The sequence below is a fragment of the Vibrio sp. SBT000027 genome (genome assembly GCF_963894355.1).
GTDB classification, from domain to species: domain Bacteria; phylum Pseudomonadota; class Gammaproteobacteria; order Enterobacterales; family Vibrionaceae; genus Vibrio; species Vibrio splendidus.
In genome coordinates this window covers 1,234,457-1,252,403 of the sequence record NZ_CAWQGD010000004.1, presented here as the reverse complement: position 1 = coordinate 1,252,403, position 17,947 = coordinate 1,234,457, and the positions used below count along the sequence as shown (strand labels likewise).

Sequence of the window (17,947 nt, the reverse complement as noted above, 5' to 3'; positions counted from 1 at the left end):
GCCTAAGTATCACATTGATGCTTAGGCTTCCGTACTCTTCTCAACTTCCACTCTCTATTTATTTGTCTATTTGTCTATTTGTCTAAGAAGGTAGCCATCTTCTTCAGAGTGATTAGCGCCTTATCAAGCTCGTCTCTTTCAATGCCTTCAGCGCCACTTTCAGCCCATACTTCCTGTTTTTTATCTAATAGCGAATACGCTTCCTTGCCCTTTTCAGTCATGTTAACCAATTTTGCTTTTTTGTGATTCGGGTTATCAAGCCAAGTTAGCAGGCCATCTTTCACCATGATGTCGGTAACACGCTGAGTCGCTTGTCTGCTTTGCCCCATAATACGAGCAATTTGAGAAACGGTGACCAGATCATCGGACTTCTCGATCGCACCCATCACCTTCCATCTGGCACTGCTTAACCCTAACTCTTCGGTTAATTTGTCACCCTCAGCATTCAATAGACCACTGACCTTAAAGATCTCTAGTGCGATCTTTGTGAAAACTTCTCCATTCGTATCCATAACACTCACTTTGACAACATGCTGTCATTAAATTAGACTTAAACCAAATTGACAACATGTTACCAAATTAAAGGCGCAAATGATATGAAACCAATAATCCACAAAACAGCGGCATTAACAGCAACACTGTGTGTCGCAACATTCTTTACCAGCACATTGCTTGTAGAACTGTTTGGCACTTTGGAATCAGTGAAGCTAGTCAAGTCGATGATCGTTTTTCCGGGCTTGTTTATTCTTGTCCCAGCCATTGCTATCACTGGTGCGACCGGCGCAGCTATGGCAAAACAACGAAAAGGGAAAATAGTTGAGCGTAAGAGTAAACGCATGCCAATTATCGCGTTCAACGGGATCGTTATTTTGATTCCGGCCGCTTACTTTTTAAATCAGTGGGCAAGTTTAGGAGAGTTCGACTCAGTGTTTTATGGCGTTCAGGTTTTAGAACTGATAGCAGGCGCGACCAACCTAACACTGATGTCTTTGAATATCATGGACGGCAGAAAGTTTCGTCCTAAGAAGGCAACACAAAGCTAAGCTCATCGTATTTAAGCAAACAGATGAGCTTTATACGCGGCTGTTTACCAGGTTTTATCTAAGTCTTGAGCATATAAAGAGATCGCTCGTTGGTACTCTTTGATCGCTTCGCTATTCGTCGTGGAAACTAAAAGCTCAAGTAACAGCGATGTCGCCTCTTTATGGCGACCTAAATTGTACAAACACATTGCGTAAAAAGGTTTCACTTCTATCGAGTCAGGATACTCAGCCATAGTCTGTTCGAAATAGCCTAAAGCCTCTGCATAAAGGCCAAGGCTTCGATAAGTACTCGCCAAGCCGAACAGTGCATCAAAACGCTCTACTGAAGAAAGCACACCAGACAGAGACTGCACATAGTGATCAATCGCCTGTTGCTCTTTGCCTTGGTTGTCGTAAGACCACGCAATCTGTAAATGAGCTTTCGCCGCATAGTTTTCATCAGTGAGTAGCGTTGCCAGTAAGTCACGCGACGCTTGATACTTCTCTTCTTTTCGCAATTCGATTGCTTGTTTGATAATGGTGTCCATAACTCTCCCTTACGCTTAAGCGCTTTGCTATGCGTTCATTTCCTCGAACATCTGTTTATAAGACTGAGTTTGTAGTGCCGATTGAGTCAACCCGAACTTACTGGCTAACAACTCAAGCTCACTTTTATACACAGACAACTTAGATTCATCGTCCGTCATGATAGCAAACTCAGCAAAATCACCGATACCCGCAAGAGAATCGACCGTGATGTGGAACTCTCCAACAAAATAGATACTGCGAGTTTTCTGCGCTTCAAGAATCACTTCGTAACCCAAGTTCTCAAGCATACTCTTCGCATTCGACGCATCGGTGATGTTTGTCGCTTCGCATCGGTCAGACTCTGGGCCTTTTACAATCCATAGCTTAATGCCCGATGGCTCCATTGTGCGAATACACAAGCTTTTATTCTGAGCCTGTAAGCTTCTATCAGGGCTATCGAAATACCAATCACATTCTTGATTGTCTTGCAGCATTACTTCATGAGCAATTAGGTTCAACGTTTTCAAGAACTCAGACTTAGAGCTAAGTCGGTACTTCAGCTCAACCTCATATTTGCCTTTGAAATGATCGTTAGTCATGGATTAGCTCGATGCAAAAAAAGCGATACTAGCACACGAACCAAATCCGAAATACAAACTGACGCACAACACAAACGAAAGCAGTGGAACTATGTTCGACACGCTAACACACGCTGCCATTCATCTTGGTTCATGGCTCCTTTCGGAAGGTAAATATTGCGTTTTTGCATCGCACCTTTTGTGTAGGAAAGCTTGATAACTGACCCGATCCCAAAAGGAAGAATATTTCCCTGTAACTTGATATCGCAAGCGTGACCATCGAAACAAACATGGTTGTTCGATATTTCAAAAGAGCGATTGCGGAACTGCCACCATAACGTGACGACTTTTAATACCGCAACAGCACTGAACATCAACCCAATAGTTGGCAGTGATTGAGGGTTATCACCAAATAGCCAATAAATAGACACTAATAAGAACGCAGCAAGTACGAACTCAAGCAATGTATATTTAACAAAATTTAATCGTATACGGTTATCCATGACACCCTCTCAATGATGATCCTAAAAGCAGCTCCATTTCAACGAGCCCTTTCACTTCAGACAACTTAGTAAAACCTTTTGATTGATAAAGCTTAATCGCGGGATTCTCACTGAACACTCGCAACACTAACTGAGCCGATGATTGATTGTTCGCATGTTCAATAGCTAAATCGAGACACTTAGAGCCAAAGCCTCTACCTTGATATTCAGCTAATATCTGCAAGTCCCTAAGAAACGTTGTATCACTGGTGTAACTGAAGCGGATAACACCAATACGGCTATCCCCTACATAAATTTCATAATTATCCAGTTCATCCCAGCTACGTAAAAACTGACTATGACCCCAAGCGATTCCACGAGCTTGATAGTAACTCGCCATATTCGTTTTGGTGATCGATTCAGCGAACTTAGGATCGGAACCTTTGACCAACCTTACTTCCATATTGTGTCCTTTGTTTTCAAATCACATCTTAATACGGCATAGCAAAATGCCGCATATGTTGAATCACTTTTAGGTACATTCTGGTTTCACTTCCTCCCATTGTGTATCCCAATCTTCGCCTAACAAATTAGAAAGTTTTTCACAGTCGTATAGATAGCGAAGACTATCTTTACAGTACGCAGTAAGTATTTCAGTTAACTGAGCAGACGCTTTCTCGTTGTCTTTGAGTTTTCCGTACATCATCAAACCAGTCCTAAAGGTGTCTTGATCGAGGTCAGACGCTTGCTTCGATAACATCCCAAAGGAAATAGCGTTAATAGACAGGGTTAATGCAATCGCATCGCCTTCATCTCCCTCTAATTCACAGGCGCTGTAGCGCGCTAACAAGTTCGATGTTTTTATTAATGAGGTAAGATCATCTGTGTTTGCATATTTATAGGTTTCAAAACCTTGCCGAACCGCAGCTTTATGACTGTCTTTAATGCTCACAACATAGTCTGTCAAAACATGTAAGCTCGCATATGCGCCTAGCCCGAAAGCCACAATGAACACGGCGATTAATCTGATCACTTATCTCTCCTAAAAGAACCTTGTGCTGGTTAATTTTAAACGGCGTCTTGTAGTAACAACCCTACTTGCCATCGACCGTTTCTAGAAACCAACTTCCTTGGCACGGGCCATTGGTTAAGTGCCAACGGCCATCAAATGTATTGCCACTGCCATGTGCGGAAAAACGATAATCCCATTGGCGATGTTTGGCATATAAACGTAAGTCGCCGCTTTCCGTAATCCAGCCCTCTAACGGGGTTCCATTGTAGGTAAGCCTTATGGTAACTTTGCCCTCACGAATGGTTCCGGTAATAGTTGTGCGTTCACACATATTATTGCCAGTGGTGTTAATGCGACGGCCTAGCCACTCACCGTCGAAATCGGTAGAAGGAACAAATTGGGGAATATCAGGAAGTTTAGGAAACAACTCGGAATTACTAGACCCGAACCACTGAAGAGCACGACCAACAAGGGAGAAGACAACAAAGCCGATTGACATCGCTATCACAAATCCCTTTTTCATTATCCTCTTCCTAATCAGATGACCTCAAGAAAAGAACCCTAACATAATGAAAAGTAATAACTTACTATCAATTTAATTAATTTTGATATATTCCACAAATTGCATTCAAATGTTGAATATAGAGAAAGCGGCATTGAACGAAGTTCTGCTGCATGTTCAGGGAATCTTTCGTGAAGAAAGCACAACGCATCCGTTGGCGTAGCGTATGAGTTTTAGACTTAAGCCAGCAACCAGTGTGTTAATAACTGAATACTAAAACCTAAATTACTAAAAGAGATAGGTAATATATGCACCGAAGATTACATCTTTCAAAGACAAAATCCTTCAGAAAGCGTCCTTCGGTGCATACAATTTCAAGCGACTGACATAGATGACTAGCGTAAGTCGCTAACATAAGTGACTAGCGTAAGCGTCTCAACACAACCTGCTGGTCGAGCTCATTCTGATAGTCCGTGTAATCAAGCCCTTGATCAAATATGTACTCAGTGACAAGAGTGCGAATGCATTCAACTAATGTGCTTGCTTGCCAAGGTTTTTCAAAGTAACGGTCGATGCCTGCTGCATTAATCGCATTGATGGTATCGGTATGAGTGGCCTGCCCCGTAAGAAGAATTTTCTTTGTATTCGGAAAGCGGCTGTCATGGAACACGTCAGTGAGTAACTCCACACCCGTTTTCCCTGGCATCACATGATCAGACACGATGACGGTAATGTGTTCGCCTTCTGCGTCAAGTTCATCAATGAGATCAAGCACTTCTTGCGCTGATTCACAATCTTCAATATTCAGCCAACTCGCCAGCGGCTCTAAATCTTGTACCACTGCGCTCAGTACTTCTCTCTGGTCATCGACACAGATTAAATTAAGCTTCTCCATGTTCACCCTCTACTGGTAACTTGATTCTAAATACAGTTTTAGAAGCATCACTTTTGACAATAATACTTCCGCCATAACCCGCCACAATCCGCTTAACGATTGATAAACCCAAGCCCAATCCAAACGATAAACCACCTTTTTTAGTGGTGAAGTTGGGCTGAAATACCTTTCTACGAGTCGCCTCGTCTATCTCAGGGCCGTTATTCGTGATCGTAACTAATATTCTTTTCTTACTTAATCTGGTTTGAATTTCTATTGCAGCATCGTCTGAATTCGACATTGCATCACAAGCATTCTTTACAATGTTGACCCAAATCTGAACGAGCTCTGTTTTCGAGCCTTTAAAACGCGGCAAATCTGCAGGGCTCAATCGCACAGACACTCTACGTAACTCACTTTGTAACAACGATAAGGCATGGTTAATGGAGTCGTTAATATCAACCGCTTCTTCGGTGTCAATATCAATTCTGCCAAGTTGTTTAACCGATTTTACGATGCCAACGGTGTGTCTAGATGCCAAACGTAAATCATGTAAATCACAGCCCATCTGCCAAAAGCGAATCGCTTCTTCTGGTTTTTTCAGCCAATGTTTTGAAATAACGTCTGTTGCATATGAAGCGTCAATTGGAATCGCCTTTGCAAGAGAGCGAGCAATGTTCTTGTCTAAACCATATTTTCTTTCAAATTGTCGCCCACGTGTTCGCGCTTCTGACGACGACGTTTTCTGACCATGCATTAACCCAAAATCGAAAAATTGACTGGCTTCTGGATGCACTTCTTCAAGTAGCTCCATGATGACCGTTTCAAGTCGACCAGATTTACTATTTACTACACCAATAGCGTTGTTAAGTTCATGAGCAATCCCTGCAGCTAATTGACCCAAGGTCGTCATTTGCTCAGCAGTATGTAATTTCTCTAGCGCTTTTTGTTTCGCTATCGCTTCTTGTGTTGCGCGGCGTTGACGACGCGACAACTCATTGACGATCACAGGTGTGAACTGTGCGGTAAGAGGGCCAAAGTTACGTTCATCTTCTGCAGGCGTGTCTTTATCGATCCACGCTAACTCAACATCGGTTTTAGCAACAACCGTTGAAGATGCTGTCCAATTACCTGAAAAGAAGCTATGAACGCCTATAAAAGCCCCACTACCCGCGCTAAATACTCGCACTTGCGGTGCATTCGCTTCGGTATAAAACCCTTCCAGTTCTCCACTAAACACATAATATAAACGAGTGTTTAACGCTGATTGTTCAATAATGGTGTTACCAGCACGGCACGTCACCCGACGTTCTGTCTGATTAAAATAACGATCGATAAGTGCTTCTAGCTTTTGTTGATACACGTATCGTTATCCTATGTGACCAATTGAATGTAGCACCCACACCATAACAAAACTCAGTAGCACACCAACCACACCCAAAATAATACCGATTCTGGCCATTTGATTACTTTGCACATGACCCGTGGCATGAGCCAACGCATTCGGTGGCGTACTGATTGGCAGCGACATACCTAATGAAGCGGCAAAAGTCACAACCAGAATTAACGTTAACTCACCGCCGAGTGGCGTGAGTGAAGCCATAGACGAACCTAATGCAGCCATAATTGGCATTAACAAGTTAGCCGTTGCGGTATGAGACATAAAGTTTGCCATTACCAAACACAAGAACGCCGCTCCGAACAACACCACATAGGGTGAGTAAGCATCAAACGGAATGCTGTGTACCACGAGCCTTGCTAAGCCAGTTTTATCGAGAGCTAAACCAAGCGCAATACCACCTGATACAAGCCACAGTACATCCCAAGAAATCTTTTTAAGGTCTTCTTTATTGATGATCCCTGTGAGTGAGAACACAGCGACAGGAATCAGAGCGACGGTATAAGAGTTCATGCCATGGCTTGAGCCCATTAACCAAAGAATGATGGTCAGCGCAAAAGTGACGTATACCGCAATGGCTTTTGGCGTTTTAAGGAATTTACCTTTAATGCTTAGCTCGATTTTCTTTTGGTCAGCTTTGTACATAAAGCCTATTAAAAACCACGCTAACGCCATCATAATAACGACAAACGGCACACCAAATGCCATCCATTCACCGAACGTAATGAGGTTATCGCCAACTAAATATTTAAGTGCGATAGCGTTCGGCGGGGTACCGATCGGGGTACCAATGCCACCGATGTTAGCGGCAACAGGGATACAAAGCGCAAATGCTATACGACCGGGGTCTTTGGGGCCAAACACAGCCAGTACCGGCGTTAAAATAGAGAGCATCATTGCCGTTGTTGCCGTGTTAGACATAAACATCGAAAAGATACCAGTGATCAACATTAAGCCGAGCATCACAAACTTTGGGTCTTGTCCAAATGGCTTCAACAACACGCGAGCTAAGTTTACGTCTAATCGATACTTAGTGGCGGCCATCGCTAAGAAAAAACCGCCCAAAAATAGCATGATGATTGGGCTGGCGAATGTCGCCATGATGTCGCTGTATTTTAACAACTCACCAAAATGTTCCTGCCCATGCTCAAACCTTAAAAAGATCAGCCCTTTATCCGACAACATCAATAATTGCAGAACGATAATAACAACAGACGTCGCGTAGATCGGGATGGGCTCGAACACCCAGCACAATGCCGCTAATAAAAATATCGCGATAACGCGTTGTTGAATAATCGTAAGGCCTTCAAATGGAAACGCTGATAGCGGCATTACGAGGATAATGAAAGGAATTAAAATAGGGATAATGTATTTAATATAGGGGCGCATAGCACAAAAACTCTTCCTGAGATAACAACTACTTAGAAATTAGATTTAAAGTTCTAATTTAGTCCGACAACGAATTATCGACCTCTTATCATTATCTCACTATCGGCTAGATCAATGATTACGTAATCGCGATATCCCCTTTTTCGATTCTGTGCGCTACCTCTACGTTTGTGTGTCATTTACTGTTGCTATTAAATTTCGAGAAACAAAAGGCAAACGTTCGCCCCTGCGTGGGAGAACCGTAAACTTTGACGCTTGTAACGTTGCTGAGTACTCACCTAAAACTTCAATCTCAGTTTGGTCTATCAGCTCACTCGTTTTAAGCCACACATTGTTGGTTGTTCTGAAATAGTTATTAAGGTGATTCGTTGCTAAGTAGGCTTTAAGCGAGTGAGGTTGTGGATGCTGGCACTGCTATAAAGTGCCTTTTCCAATAGTTGGTCGCTTGTCATGTTTCCTCCTTGAAACTGACGTTTGGTGAGAGAATCAAGAGAGTTCAACACCGAACGTCCAAATACACATCATATGCTTATCGTAATGCACGGAAAAATACCATGCATTACGATTCAACCTAAAGCTATTATCTAAGTGGCCTATTTGCTCAGGTTGTTCGGAAATACGTTCGTTTTGACTTCCGTAGCAAACTCATTTGCTGCGTCAAAGATAGTTTGGCTGCAATGGGCGTACTGTTTTGAAAATGGAGGCCATCGGTTACCAAGCCCAAGCGCATCATTGATCACTAATACCTGCCCATCACAATCGGCTCCCGCACCAATCCCAATTGTAGGAATGCTTATCTCTTGAGTAATCGATTCGCCAAGTGAAGAAGGTATGTGCTCAAGCACCAACATAAACGCACCCGCTTCTTGAATCGCTTTTGCTTCCTCGCTAACGGTTTGAGCATCTTCAGCAGATTGCCCTACTTTCTTGAAGTTTGTTGCCGTTTGCGGAGTTAACCCCGTGTGGCCAACAACTGGGATATTGTTTGCTACAAGGTGAGCAATCACATCGAGTTTTGCACCTTCCAGCTTTATGCTGTCGGCACCTGCCTGCATCAACCTTTTAGCATTAAATAACGCTACTTCAGGAGAACGATCGGTTAAGTATGGGAGGTCACCAATAATGTGAGTATTTGGAGCACCTCGACGCACTGCCCCTACATGATATTCCATGTGCTCAATGGTCACATCTCGCGTACTGCTAAAGCCCATTTCAACCATGCCAACAGTGTCACCAACGAGAATAATAGGTATCCCAGCAGATTCGATACTTGCAGCCACTGGGAATGTATAAGCGGTCAACATCGGAATACGTTGTTTCCCTTTCATTTCCATAAAAGAACTTGGAGTGTGTTTCATGTTCTTGCTCTCATAAAATCATGCGTTATTAAAGCACTGATACTATTAGTTTTAATTGAGCTATGGAAGAGAAAATCTGGTGTTAACTAAACACCCACAAATTATGTTCAATTCAGCAAATGCGTTGAGTTAGCGGGAGTTAAACCCACGAAGAGTAATGATTAAAACCAACTATTGGAGAGATAGTCGTTTGTTAATCATCTTACTCAAAGTAGTATTGATTCCCCTCCAACCACCGTTGTTCAAGTTGCTTTCCTAAAATAGAGCTTACATATTGCGATTCAAACTCAGAGCCCGTTGTTCGATTTGTACAGATTACGCCATTTTGTACTTTGATCACCCTTAATTCATACAGATGATCGCATCCAAACTTACACATAGGCATTACAATATTAGGGTCTACACGCTCATTAAAAGAGCACATTGATCTTGGTTTTTTATGCGCAGTTACCAGCGATTGGATGGAGAATTCATTTTTACAGCAAGCGCACCTTTCTTTTTCTTTATCACCAAACAGCCAATCACGTAGAATATGTTGTTCTTTCCTCCTATTTGCAGGCGTATCAGAGTCAGTGCCATCCTCACAAACGTTCAATAGCTTTTCCTTGAAAAGGCTATAACGTTCTAGTCTCTCGACCGTTTCATATTTATCGGATCCTAGTAACGTATACGTGTAACTTTTCCTAAGAGTCTTATCTGCATATACTAATGGTGAGTTTAGAATCGCTTTGTCTATTGAAGGCTTACTGTAGCCTCTTTCTTCTAGATACTTTTTAACACCAACAAAACCAACAGTACCTTTCCCCTCCATAAACTCGATAATGTCCTGTTCAATTTCATTTAAACTTGTCGCTTCGAGTTTCAACTTGACCGCAGTGCCATTGAACTCTGTGAACCTTGAGTATTGCAAATAGCTTTCAATCATTTTCAAGGGGGGGTAGTGATTTCCTTTCGGCGGGGTTCTTCGTTTAAACGCGTTAGAGAGTACAACCGAGAGTGTATCTATGTTCACTGAAGTAGTGATATTTTTTATCTTTTCGAGATTGTTTATTAATGTATTATCCCGTTCTTCTATTATGTAGTAAATCTCATCATCAATTTGTGATATCCATGTATCACTCCTAGATCTTAGAATATCCAACAATATCCCTTCATATTGTTTATAGTTTTCATTTTTATCAAAGAACGAATTAAATTTGGCAATACCTACTAGCCCAGGAAACACTACAATCTTTTTTAGCGCTGCGCGGATATTTTTTATTTCAGTCGAGTTTAAAACATACAGTTTTTTTTCTGACTCTATTGTATTCCTTGATGCTTGAACCAACATATTGGTATAGATGTTATAGCTTCCACATAACCCTAATTGCTGTAACAAGTTGAGTATACCTTTGATACTGAACTTGTCAGGGACTAACTTCATCTCAACAAGCTTACTAGATAACTCATCTACAGTTATAAACGTCGCACTATCAATTACCTCAGAGACTTTTCTAGCTACAGGTAACTGACTAACATCAACCCTACTAGTGAACTTATCTTTTATAATCTGTCTAGGCCTCTCTGATCTACGTTTATCAGACTCACCAACATCAAATTTAAGTGCCGCATCTTCCAATGTTGGCCATTGCTCTCCACGAAAGCCAAAGAAAAATAGGATCAGTTGGATATCACGATATTTATTGTCATTATCTCGAACTGAATCATGCAAAAAATCTAATAATTCTTCTTCAATGTTCATCTTAACTTACTTCCATATTATTGAGGCTTAACGCCAAATTACGGTGTGAGGCAGGCGATACCGAAGGTACCTTAATGACTAAAACCAACGCACATTAAAAATGCCACGCATTGCGAATCAATCTTGAACAGTTTGTTATGTACACTTTTTTCCCCACTCGGATTCTTTATATAACTCCGGTGCTTTGAAACGAATAGGAGATATGCTGATCACTTCACAAAAACCCTTTTGACTAAATGCACGATCTACAAATGAAGCAGGTACAAGCCCGTTAATGAAGAAAGAAAAGCAATATATTAACATCGATACTATCAGTGCTTTAAAAAACACCCAAAGCGACTTTTTTTGTGATTTTCTATATATAAAGAGTGTCACTGGCAAAAAGTACAGCCATGCGCTCACGAGTAAAAAGCCAAGCGAGATCTCATAAGAGTATTTAAAACGAGGAAAATAATACTCGAAATATTGTGGCATCACTCCGTGATTCAAGTACAAAGACATGATAAAAATAAAGCCTAAAATTGCACATACTACAACTAATGCATGAACTCTTATGAAATGGAGCGCCATAAAATACGCGTCCATTAAATAGCTATCACTCTTCGCTCTTAACTTAAACACCATACAGTATAAGCTATAAATAACCGAAAATTGAATCGCGGTATAATAGACAAATGAAAGGGCAAACCACTCGAAGTTAAAGATTTTCAAAATTTGACGAAATGAGACTTCATTTTCATTTGCTGGTAACAGAGCGATAACGACTAATGCTACAGAAAATGCCAAAACATAGTCTACAAACGCAAACCTAAGTACATTCGACTTTAACTCTTGCTTGCTGATAATAGGCTTTACTATAAAACATAGAAGTCTCCAGCCGAACTCTAAGAAAGGAACCTTTTCTATCACTAGCTTAAAGGGAATTAAATTGACTGTCACTGTTTAAAGCCTCCTTGTGTACATAACAACTATTAGACAAAAACTATGTATCTAAATGTAGCGTTTGTCCGTCTAGTTTCTTATTCCGTCCATTTTAAGCGACTTACTTTATTCATAACAACGACTTATCGTTCTTAGTTTGTGATTGAACAAGAAAATGTAGATGTTTTCCTGCCTAACGAGACTAAGTGTTAAAAAAGGTGAGCTCTGTACTTAGCGGTATTGTTAAAAAAGTTTACTATTGATAATAAAGACAATATTTCAACTTACAAAAACTCGGTTATTTACTCATTTGTAATTAAGATAAAAACAGAAAAATATCGAGATTAACTTAAAGAAATTTATTCTATCAATTCAAACAAAGCGGGTTTTAATAACTCCCGACCCTTCATACGTTTACGATAAATAACAAACTTAAATTTTATAAAAACAATTTGGTTAATAAGAACTTTTGTAAACTTTGAATTACATACTCTAAAAATAAATCTCCTTGATAAACTTGTCATAAATCCAAATGCTCTTCCAATCTTGATTCGCAACACATGGCATTATCGTGTTGCATATAGACTTCCTATAAAGCCGTTGGGAAGAAGGAGTTTATATTAAAATCAGGAACGAAAAATGAACCAACAACGTCAACTAAGCTGGAAAATAGCAGCTATTCTAGGTACATCTTTTGGCTTTAATGCACACGCTGCAGAAATGGTCAGAGTCGATAATGATGCATTACTACAACAAAGCCTCGTCGCTCAGTCGAAGAGTATTGCTCCACTTGAATTAGGTTTTTCTGAAGTAAAACGGGTGGTACTGCCCAATGGAAAAACCAAAGTCCGCTATCAACAAACTCACTTAGGTTTACCCGTCTTTGATACTTCGGTCGTGGCCACCCTTTCCAAGAACCAACCCACTCAGGTGTTCGGCTCCATGGCACAGGGGATCAGTGGTGACCTATCCAGCATCGCGCCAAAACTGAATCGAGAACAAGCGATTGAAGCTGCGATATCCTCTCACCGCACGTTTACTGTCGGCAAAAAGTCGATTGAAAACAAAAACGCGAAACTGATGGTGAGATTGGATGAGAACCAAGTCGCCCAAGTGGTGTATCTGGTCGATTTCTTTATCGCGTCCTCAATCCCAGAGCGTCCTTTCTACTTTATTGATGCTACGACTGGCGATGTGCTCCAAAAATGGAATGGACTAAACCACGCTAAAGCATTGGGTACTGGCCCCGGTGGTAATATAAAAACCACTCGATATGAATATGGTAGTGACTTCCCTAGCTTTCCCATCGACAAAACAGGCACAACTTGTACGTTAGAAAATGATTCCGTTAAGACAGTCGATTTGAGGAACGGAACGTCTGGCAGCGCAGCCTACAGCTACAACTGTGCCGACGGAACCAACTACACCGATCATAAATACATCAACGGGGCTTACTCGCCTCTCAACGATGCGCACTATTTTGGTAATGTCGTATTCGATATGTACAAAGAGTGGATGAACACGTCGCCTTTAACTTTCCAGCTGACGATGCGTGTTCATTACGGTACCGATTATGAAAATGCTTTCTGGAATGGTACATCCATGACTTTTGGAGATGGCAAAAACACCTTTTACCCATTGGTCGATATCAACGTGAGTGCTCACGAGGTTAGCCACGGATTCACCGAGCAAAACTCCGGCCTTGTGTACCAAAACATGTCGGGCGGTATCAATGAAGCCTTCTCCGATATTGCGGGCGAAGCGGCCGAATACTACTTACGTGGCAGTGTGGATTGGGTGGTCGGAAGCGATATATTCAAATCAGAAGGCGGCTTGCGTTACTTTGATCAACCTTCAAAAGATGGTCGTTCGATTGATCACGCCTCGCAATACTACGATGGCTTGAACGTTCACTTATCTAGCGGTGTTTATAACCGTGCCTTTTATCTTTTAGCGAACAAGTCGGGTTGGAATGTACGTAAGGGCTTTGAAATATTCACGGTTGCCAACCAGTTGTATTGGACGGCAAACAGTACCTTTGACGCAGGTGCTTGTGGCGTAGCGAAAGCCGCAGCAGACATGGGCTATGTGGTTGCCGATGTTGAAGATGCTTTTAATACCGTAGGCGTTAATGCGAGTTGTGGTGTCACGCCTCCAACTGGCAATGTATTAACGAAAGGCACACCGATTTCGAACTTAAGTGGAAACCAATCCTCGGAGAGCTTCTACACGTTCACCGTTGATTCTGCATCCAACGTGACGGTTTCAATGTCTGGTGGTTCAGGTGATGCCGACCTTTATGTGAAATCGGGAAGCAAGCCAACAACATCAAGTTACGACTGTCGCCCTTACCGTGCTGGAAACAATGAGCAGTGCAGTGTGAGCGCTCAGCCGAGTGTGACCTATCATGTGTTACTGCGCGGATACTCGAACTACTCTGGCCTAACGTTACGTTTAGATTGAGTTAGAGCGAGCCTCTCTAATAAGCTGTAAATCGAGAACTAGCGGTTAACCGCGAAATAAAAACCTACTCACTTTGAGTAGGTTTTTTTATGACACACCCTAGTAGCTAATAATATTGTAAGTTATTTACTGATACGTTTATTAATTTATAAATATCAAGGTTACTTAAGCATTATTTTATAAAAACAGTTTAAATTGAGATCCTGTGCTGCACAACGAAACAAAAATAACTGACTAACTTTTGAACACATTCACGTTACTGATAGGTTAATCCTTATAGGGCAAATGCTCTATTAATGATAAAAATTAAAATAAGGATTATTTATGAGACCATCTTTTCCTATCAGTATGGTGCTTGCAACGACAGTGGTTGGCTTCCAGTCTTTTGCGCAAAATATTGAGACAACTGATTCATTAGGTATTGCAGAAAGTAGCGCAGCGCAAAAGCAATCTCTGGCGTTGCAAATCAGCGAGCGTTATTCCGATCTTGAGCTTTCATTGAAGGCTCAGATCTCAGAAAATAACTTATCCGCGCCTGTAGATAAATTGAGCTCTACTCAGCCCTACTCTGCATTTTCAAGCAGGATGCAGAAAGCGGATCTTGGTTATCGCAAGATGAAAGGGATCAACGACTTCAGCGACTCTGTGTTAGAGGTTCGCATGGCTGATGAAGCGATGATCGAAGCTTGGAAGAATGGTGAAAACCCGCTGTTTGCATTTGAACCATCAGGCGATGATTCGAATTGGCAATACATTGAAGCGTATGACGTGTACGGACAGGTTCATGAACTAGACGTATACCAAATGCCAGACGTTCCAGTGTTTGTGGTTGATAGTAACGGTGCTGAAGAGCTCAAAGCCGGCTTAATGGCAATGCAGGCAGAGATGCAAAAGCTGGGTACTACAACGCAAATCAATGCCGTTAGCGATACCAATGCCGACGAGAGTCAACCTCAAAAATCGTCTTTGATGAACAGGGCACGTCGCTCGATGGCCTTGTCGGAACCTGAGCCGTTGAATACCACACAATTAACCAAAATCCGTTTAGCCGTCGACCAAGAACCTTGGATCTCTGGTAAAGCGGAAATCTACGCTATCGTGACGGGTGTCGATTCAAGTCGTTTAGAGCCCCAAATCGACCTCGTTGAGATGCCTTATCTGGACTACGACAAACAGACGTACTACCCGAACCAGACCGTCATCTTCTGGCCTCGCTACCGTTGGGGCGCTGCAGACATGATCTTAATGGAACACGATGATGGCACAGACTACAAAGCGCTAGCAAAACTCTTGGTTCAAGCCGCAGAAGAGATACTGAAGATGATTCCTGATCCAGAAGTTCAAGGTTATGCGATCATCCCTCAGATCACAGGCAAGATTATCGATGTGATTCCTGATGGTGTATTAGTGAATGATGATGACTTCGTGGATGTGTACTACACCTTAATGCAGAACACACCTTATGTAGACCGTCCGGGCGCAGGCGGAAATGCTGTCGCATCGTTTGCACCAGTCACGATTTCACCAACAGAGTAAGTCGTTTCTTATTTAGTTAGGGCTTAAACGCTAGGCCCTAACTCTTCATTATCGAAGGTAAGTCAAACACAAGAGACCTGCTCAGAACCTAATTACAGGGAGTAATCAAACACAATAATGTCTTCTAAAAGCGGACGAAACACATCTTTCAGCGCATCATGCTCAGGGTGCGGAAGGTAATTCTGGCGGCCTTCTTCATCAGCGAAAGTCATTAACACCGAGTGGGTATAACCTTGATTCTTGTTTTCAGGGCTGTCATTTAATCCCCATTCTACTGAAGTGACCCCTTCAACCTTGTTTGGCATCGCTTCAAACAGCACCTTTAGTTTTTGAACCTCTGAAGCCTCAGCGTTTTCTTTAAACTTAATCAGTAGAATATGACGAATCATTCCCGTTTCTTTTTGAGTCATTCCTTGTCCTTTCGAGTCGTTCGCTTACTGGTTTGTAATGCTTAACCAACACCCAATAGCGATCTAAAGTTAGAGCACAACAAAATGCCACACGTTACACAACATGCCAAGGCTAGATCGCTAGAGTTTATAAAATACTCCACAACCCAATAACGAAAAATGCCGCACCGAGGGCGCAGCATTTCTCATGACAATGGTAAGCACGTTTTAACGTTAATCACGACGACCTGTAAGCTGGATCGTTTGGTCTTGATCTACGTTCTTTTGGAATTGGATTCCGCCGTTAGACGCTTCATTTCTTCCTTCCAGTGTTAAGTCAGATTCAACACGCTCAGCCTTTACTTGATTACCTTCGCTTCTTGTCATGTCGATAGTCCCTGTATACGTACCGTCGGCAGCAAAAGCAGTATTCATTGAAAGAGCCATTAAGCCTAGTGCGATTAACTTTTTCATACATCACCTCATATTATTTTTAATTATTTGTTCGTTTGGTATCTGTGTTTCTTTGTTGAGGTAACTTTAGCGCTTGAGTGAAAGCCATTCGAGGAAAAGCAAGATTTACCAAATGGAAAATCAAGGGATTAGCGAAGTTCTGACGCTGTTCTGTCTTATCTGTTTTGTACTGCCACTATGATATTAGAGTCACATAATTTCTGTACGCCTACCGCACCGAAATTACTGCCTATAAAAGGATTCATTTGGAGAGCCTGTGGACATCAATCTAGACATTCAAAATATCCTCGTCATCAAGCGTATGTATGAACTTCGCAATGTTGGACTGGTTGCGGAGTCGTTAGGAAAAACCTCTGGGGCGATCAGCAAGAACCTTTCGAAATTAAAGTTACAGCTCGACGACCCACTGTTCATTCAAACCAAACACGGGTTTGAACCCACGACTTTTGTTGAAACCAACATCGAAAATTTTGAGCAGATCTTGAGCAGCGTTGAAGCCATTAAACACCAAGTATTTTCGCCAGAAACTTACCAAGGTGATATCAAAATCTACGCGAATACCCTGTTCTGGGAGCGCTTTGGCTCGAAGCTCTACTTTGCTCTGAGTAAAGAAGCCCCGCATGCTCACTACTCATTCGTTCGGTGGGGAAGCAATGTGAGGAACAGGCTCATCGACGGCGAAGAATCCATAGCGGTTCATTACTTTGATGAAACCTTGCCACAGTCAATTTATCAAATGGAATTCGGTAAAGGAAAAGTGGTGTTCTTCGTGAGAGAGGATCATCCAGCGCAAGACTTTGAGTCGCTCGCCAACTACCCAATCATTCTATTTAAAACCCCGGGATGGAATGACAATAAATACCCGATCCTTGATCGTCTTAGAAATATCGGATTTCACGTCAGCCCAAGAGTGGAAGTCGACCACCCTGCGATGATTCACGATGTTGTGTTCAAATCCGACTATTTTGGTATCACCCTCAATGGCAGCGTACCAGAAGGCTGTCGTAGTATTGATTTGCCCGAAAAGCTGACGATCGATGTGGGTTATGTGATGAGCTGCCGTCGTTCACAGAAAGACGCGCCTTTGAATCAGTGGCTATTCCAAATGCTAAAGTCTACGCTAAAAAACAAACAAGCGTAGTTCAACATCTAAAGGCCTAAATGATTAACGGGTTAAGAGCTTAAAAGCGTAAAGGCTTAAAGGCTTAGCTGCTTAACGACATAACTCCCCTATCATCCAATAAAGAAAAGGCTCCCGAGGGAGCCTTTGATTATGTTT

General features: G+C 42.0%; 19 protein-coding genes and 1 pseudogene. 4 read left to right on the top strand and 16 right to left on the bottom strand.

The features are described 5' to 3' along the window. Nucleotides 1-74 precede the first annotated feature (74 nt). A complete protein-coding gene (locus AACU28_RS15315; protein ID WP_017072718.1) occupies nt 75-512 on the bottom strand; it encodes a MarR family winged helix-turn-helix transcriptional regulator in 438 nt (145 codons plus the stop codon). An 84-nt stretch (nt 513-596) separates the two neighbouring features. On the opposite strand from AACU28_RS15315, the gene AACU28_RS15310 reads away from it, so the two are divergent. Beyond that, the gene (locus AACU28_RS15310; protein WP_102453794.1) at nt 597-1,043 is read left to right on the top strand and encodes a hypothetical protein; all 447 of its coding nucleotides are present in this window, start codon (nt 597-599) and stop codon (nt 1,041-1,043) included. 44 nt (nt 1,044-1,087) lie between these two features. Here the strand turns inward: AACU28_RS15310 and AACU28_RS15305 are convergent, their stop codons facing one another. The 13 genes and pseudogenes from AACU28_RS15305 to AACU28_RS15245 all read right to left on the bottom strand — a co-directional run bounded on the left by AACU28_RS15305 (nt 1,088) and on the right by AACU28_RS15245 (nt 11,824). Beyond that, nucleotides 1,088-1,570 (bottom strand): tetratricopeptide repeat protein, encoded by a 483-nt coding sequence (locus tag AACU28_RS15305; protein ID WP_102451575.1) that lies wholly within the window; start codon nt 1,568-1,570, stop codon nt 1,088-1,090. Nucleotides 1,571-1,597: 27 nt separating this feature from the next. Beyond that, nucleotides 1,598-2,149: a class IV adenylate cyclase gene (cyaB, locus tag AACU28_RS15300; RefSeq protein ID WP_121603165.1), complete on the bottom strand. Its 552-nt coding sequence runs from the start codon at nt 2,147-2,149 to the stop codon at nt 1,598-1,600. Nucleotides 2,150-2,238: 89 nt separating this feature from the next. Further along, nucleotides 2,239-2,631, bottom strand: coding sequence for a hypothetical protein (locus AACU28_RS15295; RefSeq protein WP_050621150.1), 393 nt, complete (start codon nt 2,629-2,631; stop codon nt 2,239-2,241). After that, on the bottom strand, nt 2,624-3,073 hold the full coding sequence (locus AACU28_RS15290) for a GNAT family N-acetyltransferase (protein WP_121603164.1): 450 nt from the start codon (nt 3,071-3,073) through the stop codon (nt 2,624-2,626). Before AACU28_RS15290 ends, AACU28_RS15295 begins: the two co-directional genes overlap by 8 nt. A 69-nt stretch (nt 3,074-3,142) precedes the next feature. After that, nucleotides 3,143-3,643: a hypothetical protein gene (locus AACU28_RS15285; RefSeq protein ID WP_050644724.1), complete on the bottom strand. Its 501-nt coding sequence runs from the start codon at nt 3,641-3,643 to the stop codon at nt 3,143-3,145. A gap of 61 nt (nt 3,644-3,704) precedes the next feature. Then, a complete protein-coding gene (locus AACU28_RS15280; protein ID WP_121603163.1) occupies nt 3,705-4,145 on the bottom strand; it encodes a hypothetical protein in 441 nt (146 codons plus the stop codon). Nucleotides 4,146-4,545: 400 nt separating this feature from the next. Beyond that, the gene (locus AACU28_RS15275) at nt 4,546-5,019 is read right to left on the bottom strand and encodes a response regulator (RefSeq protein ID WP_010438444.1); all 474 of its coding nucleotides are present in this window, start codon (nt 5,017-5,019) and stop codon (nt 4,546-4,548) included. Continuing rightward, nucleotides 5,006-6,361 (bottom strand): ATP-binding protein, encoded by a 1,356-nt coding sequence (locus AACU28_RS15270; protein WP_121603162.1) that lies wholly within the window; start codon nt 6,359-6,361, stop codon nt 5,006-5,008. Before AACU28_RS15270 ends, AACU28_RS15275 begins: the two co-directional genes overlap by 14 nt. Nucleotides 6,362-6,367: 6 nt before the next feature. Beyond that, nucleotides 6,368-7,786, bottom strand: coding sequence for an SLC13 family permease (locus AACU28_RS15265; RefSeq protein WP_004733551.1), 1,419 nt, complete (start codon nt 7,784-7,786; stop codon nt 6,368-6,370). A gap of 240 nt (nt 7,787-8,026) precedes the next feature. Further along, a pseudogene (locus AACU28_RS15260) lies at nt 8,027-8,238 on the bottom strand (hypothetical protein); the annotation flags it as partial. A gap of 141 nt (nt 8,239-8,379) precedes the next feature. Beyond that, nucleotides 8,380-9,144 carry a 3-methyl-2-oxobutanoate hydroxymethyltransferase gene (gene panB / locus AACU28_RS15255; RefSeq protein ID WP_121603161.1) on the bottom strand — a complete coding sequence of 255 codons (765 nt, stop codon included), beginning with the start codon at nt 9,142-9,144 and terminating at the stop codon, nt 8,380-8,382. 202 nt (nt 9,145-9,346) lie between these two features. Then, entirely contained in the window at nt 9,347-10,885 is a 1,539-nt protein-coding gene (locus tag AACU28_RS15250; protein ID WP_121603160.1) for a hypothetical protein, read from the bottom strand. A 135-nt stretch (nt 10,886-11,020) separates the two neighbouring features. Further along, complete coding sequence (locus tag AACU28_RS15245; RefSeq protein WP_121603159.1) at nt 11,021-11,824, bottom strand: hypothetical protein; 804 nt, start codon at nt 11,822-11,824, stop codon at nt 11,021-11,023. 621 nt (nt 11,825-12,445) lie between these two features. Between AACU28_RS15245 and AACU28_RS15240 the strand changes: the two genes are divergently transcribed. Together AACU28_RS15240 and AACU28_RS15235 are read left to right on the top strand one after the other, a co-directional pair. Then, the gene (locus AACU28_RS15240; RefSeq protein WP_121603158.1) at nt 12,446-14,269 is read left to right on the top strand and encodes a M4 family metallopeptidase; all 1,824 of its coding nucleotides are present in this window, start codon (nt 12,446-12,448) and stop codon (nt 14,267-14,269) included. Nucleotides 14,270-14,593: 324 nt separating this feature from the next. After that, nucleotides 14,594-15,805, top strand: coding sequence for a DUF3103 domain-containing protein (locus tag AACU28_RS15235; protein ID WP_121603157.1), 1,212 nt, complete (start codon nt 14,594-14,596; stop codon nt 15,803-15,805). A 92-nt stretch (nt 15,806-15,897) separates the two neighbouring features. Here the strand turns inward: AACU28_RS15235 and AACU28_RS15230 are convergent, their stop codons facing one another. Together AACU28_RS15230 and AACU28_RS15225 are read right to left on the bottom strand one after the other, a co-directional pair. After that, a complete protein-coding gene (locus AACU28_RS15230; protein WP_102510859.1) occupies nt 15,898-16,215 on the bottom strand; it encodes a Dabb family protein in 318 nt (105 codons plus the stop codon). A gap of 213 nt (nt 16,216-16,428) precedes the next feature. Beyond that, nucleotides 16,429-16,668 (bottom strand): hypothetical protein, encoded by a 240-nt coding sequence (locus AACU28_RS15225; protein ID WP_017081013.1) that lies wholly within the window; start codon nt 16,666-16,668, stop codon nt 16,429-16,431. A 256-nt stretch (nt 16,669-16,924) separates the two neighbouring features. Between AACU28_RS15225 and AACU28_RS15220 the strand changes: the two genes are divergently transcribed. Next, a complete protein-coding gene (locus tag AACU28_RS15220) occupies nt 16,925-17,809 on the top strand; it encodes a LysR family transcriptional regulator (protein WP_121603156.1) in 885 nt (294 codons plus the stop codon). Nucleotides 17,810-17,947: the final 138 nt, after the last annotated feature.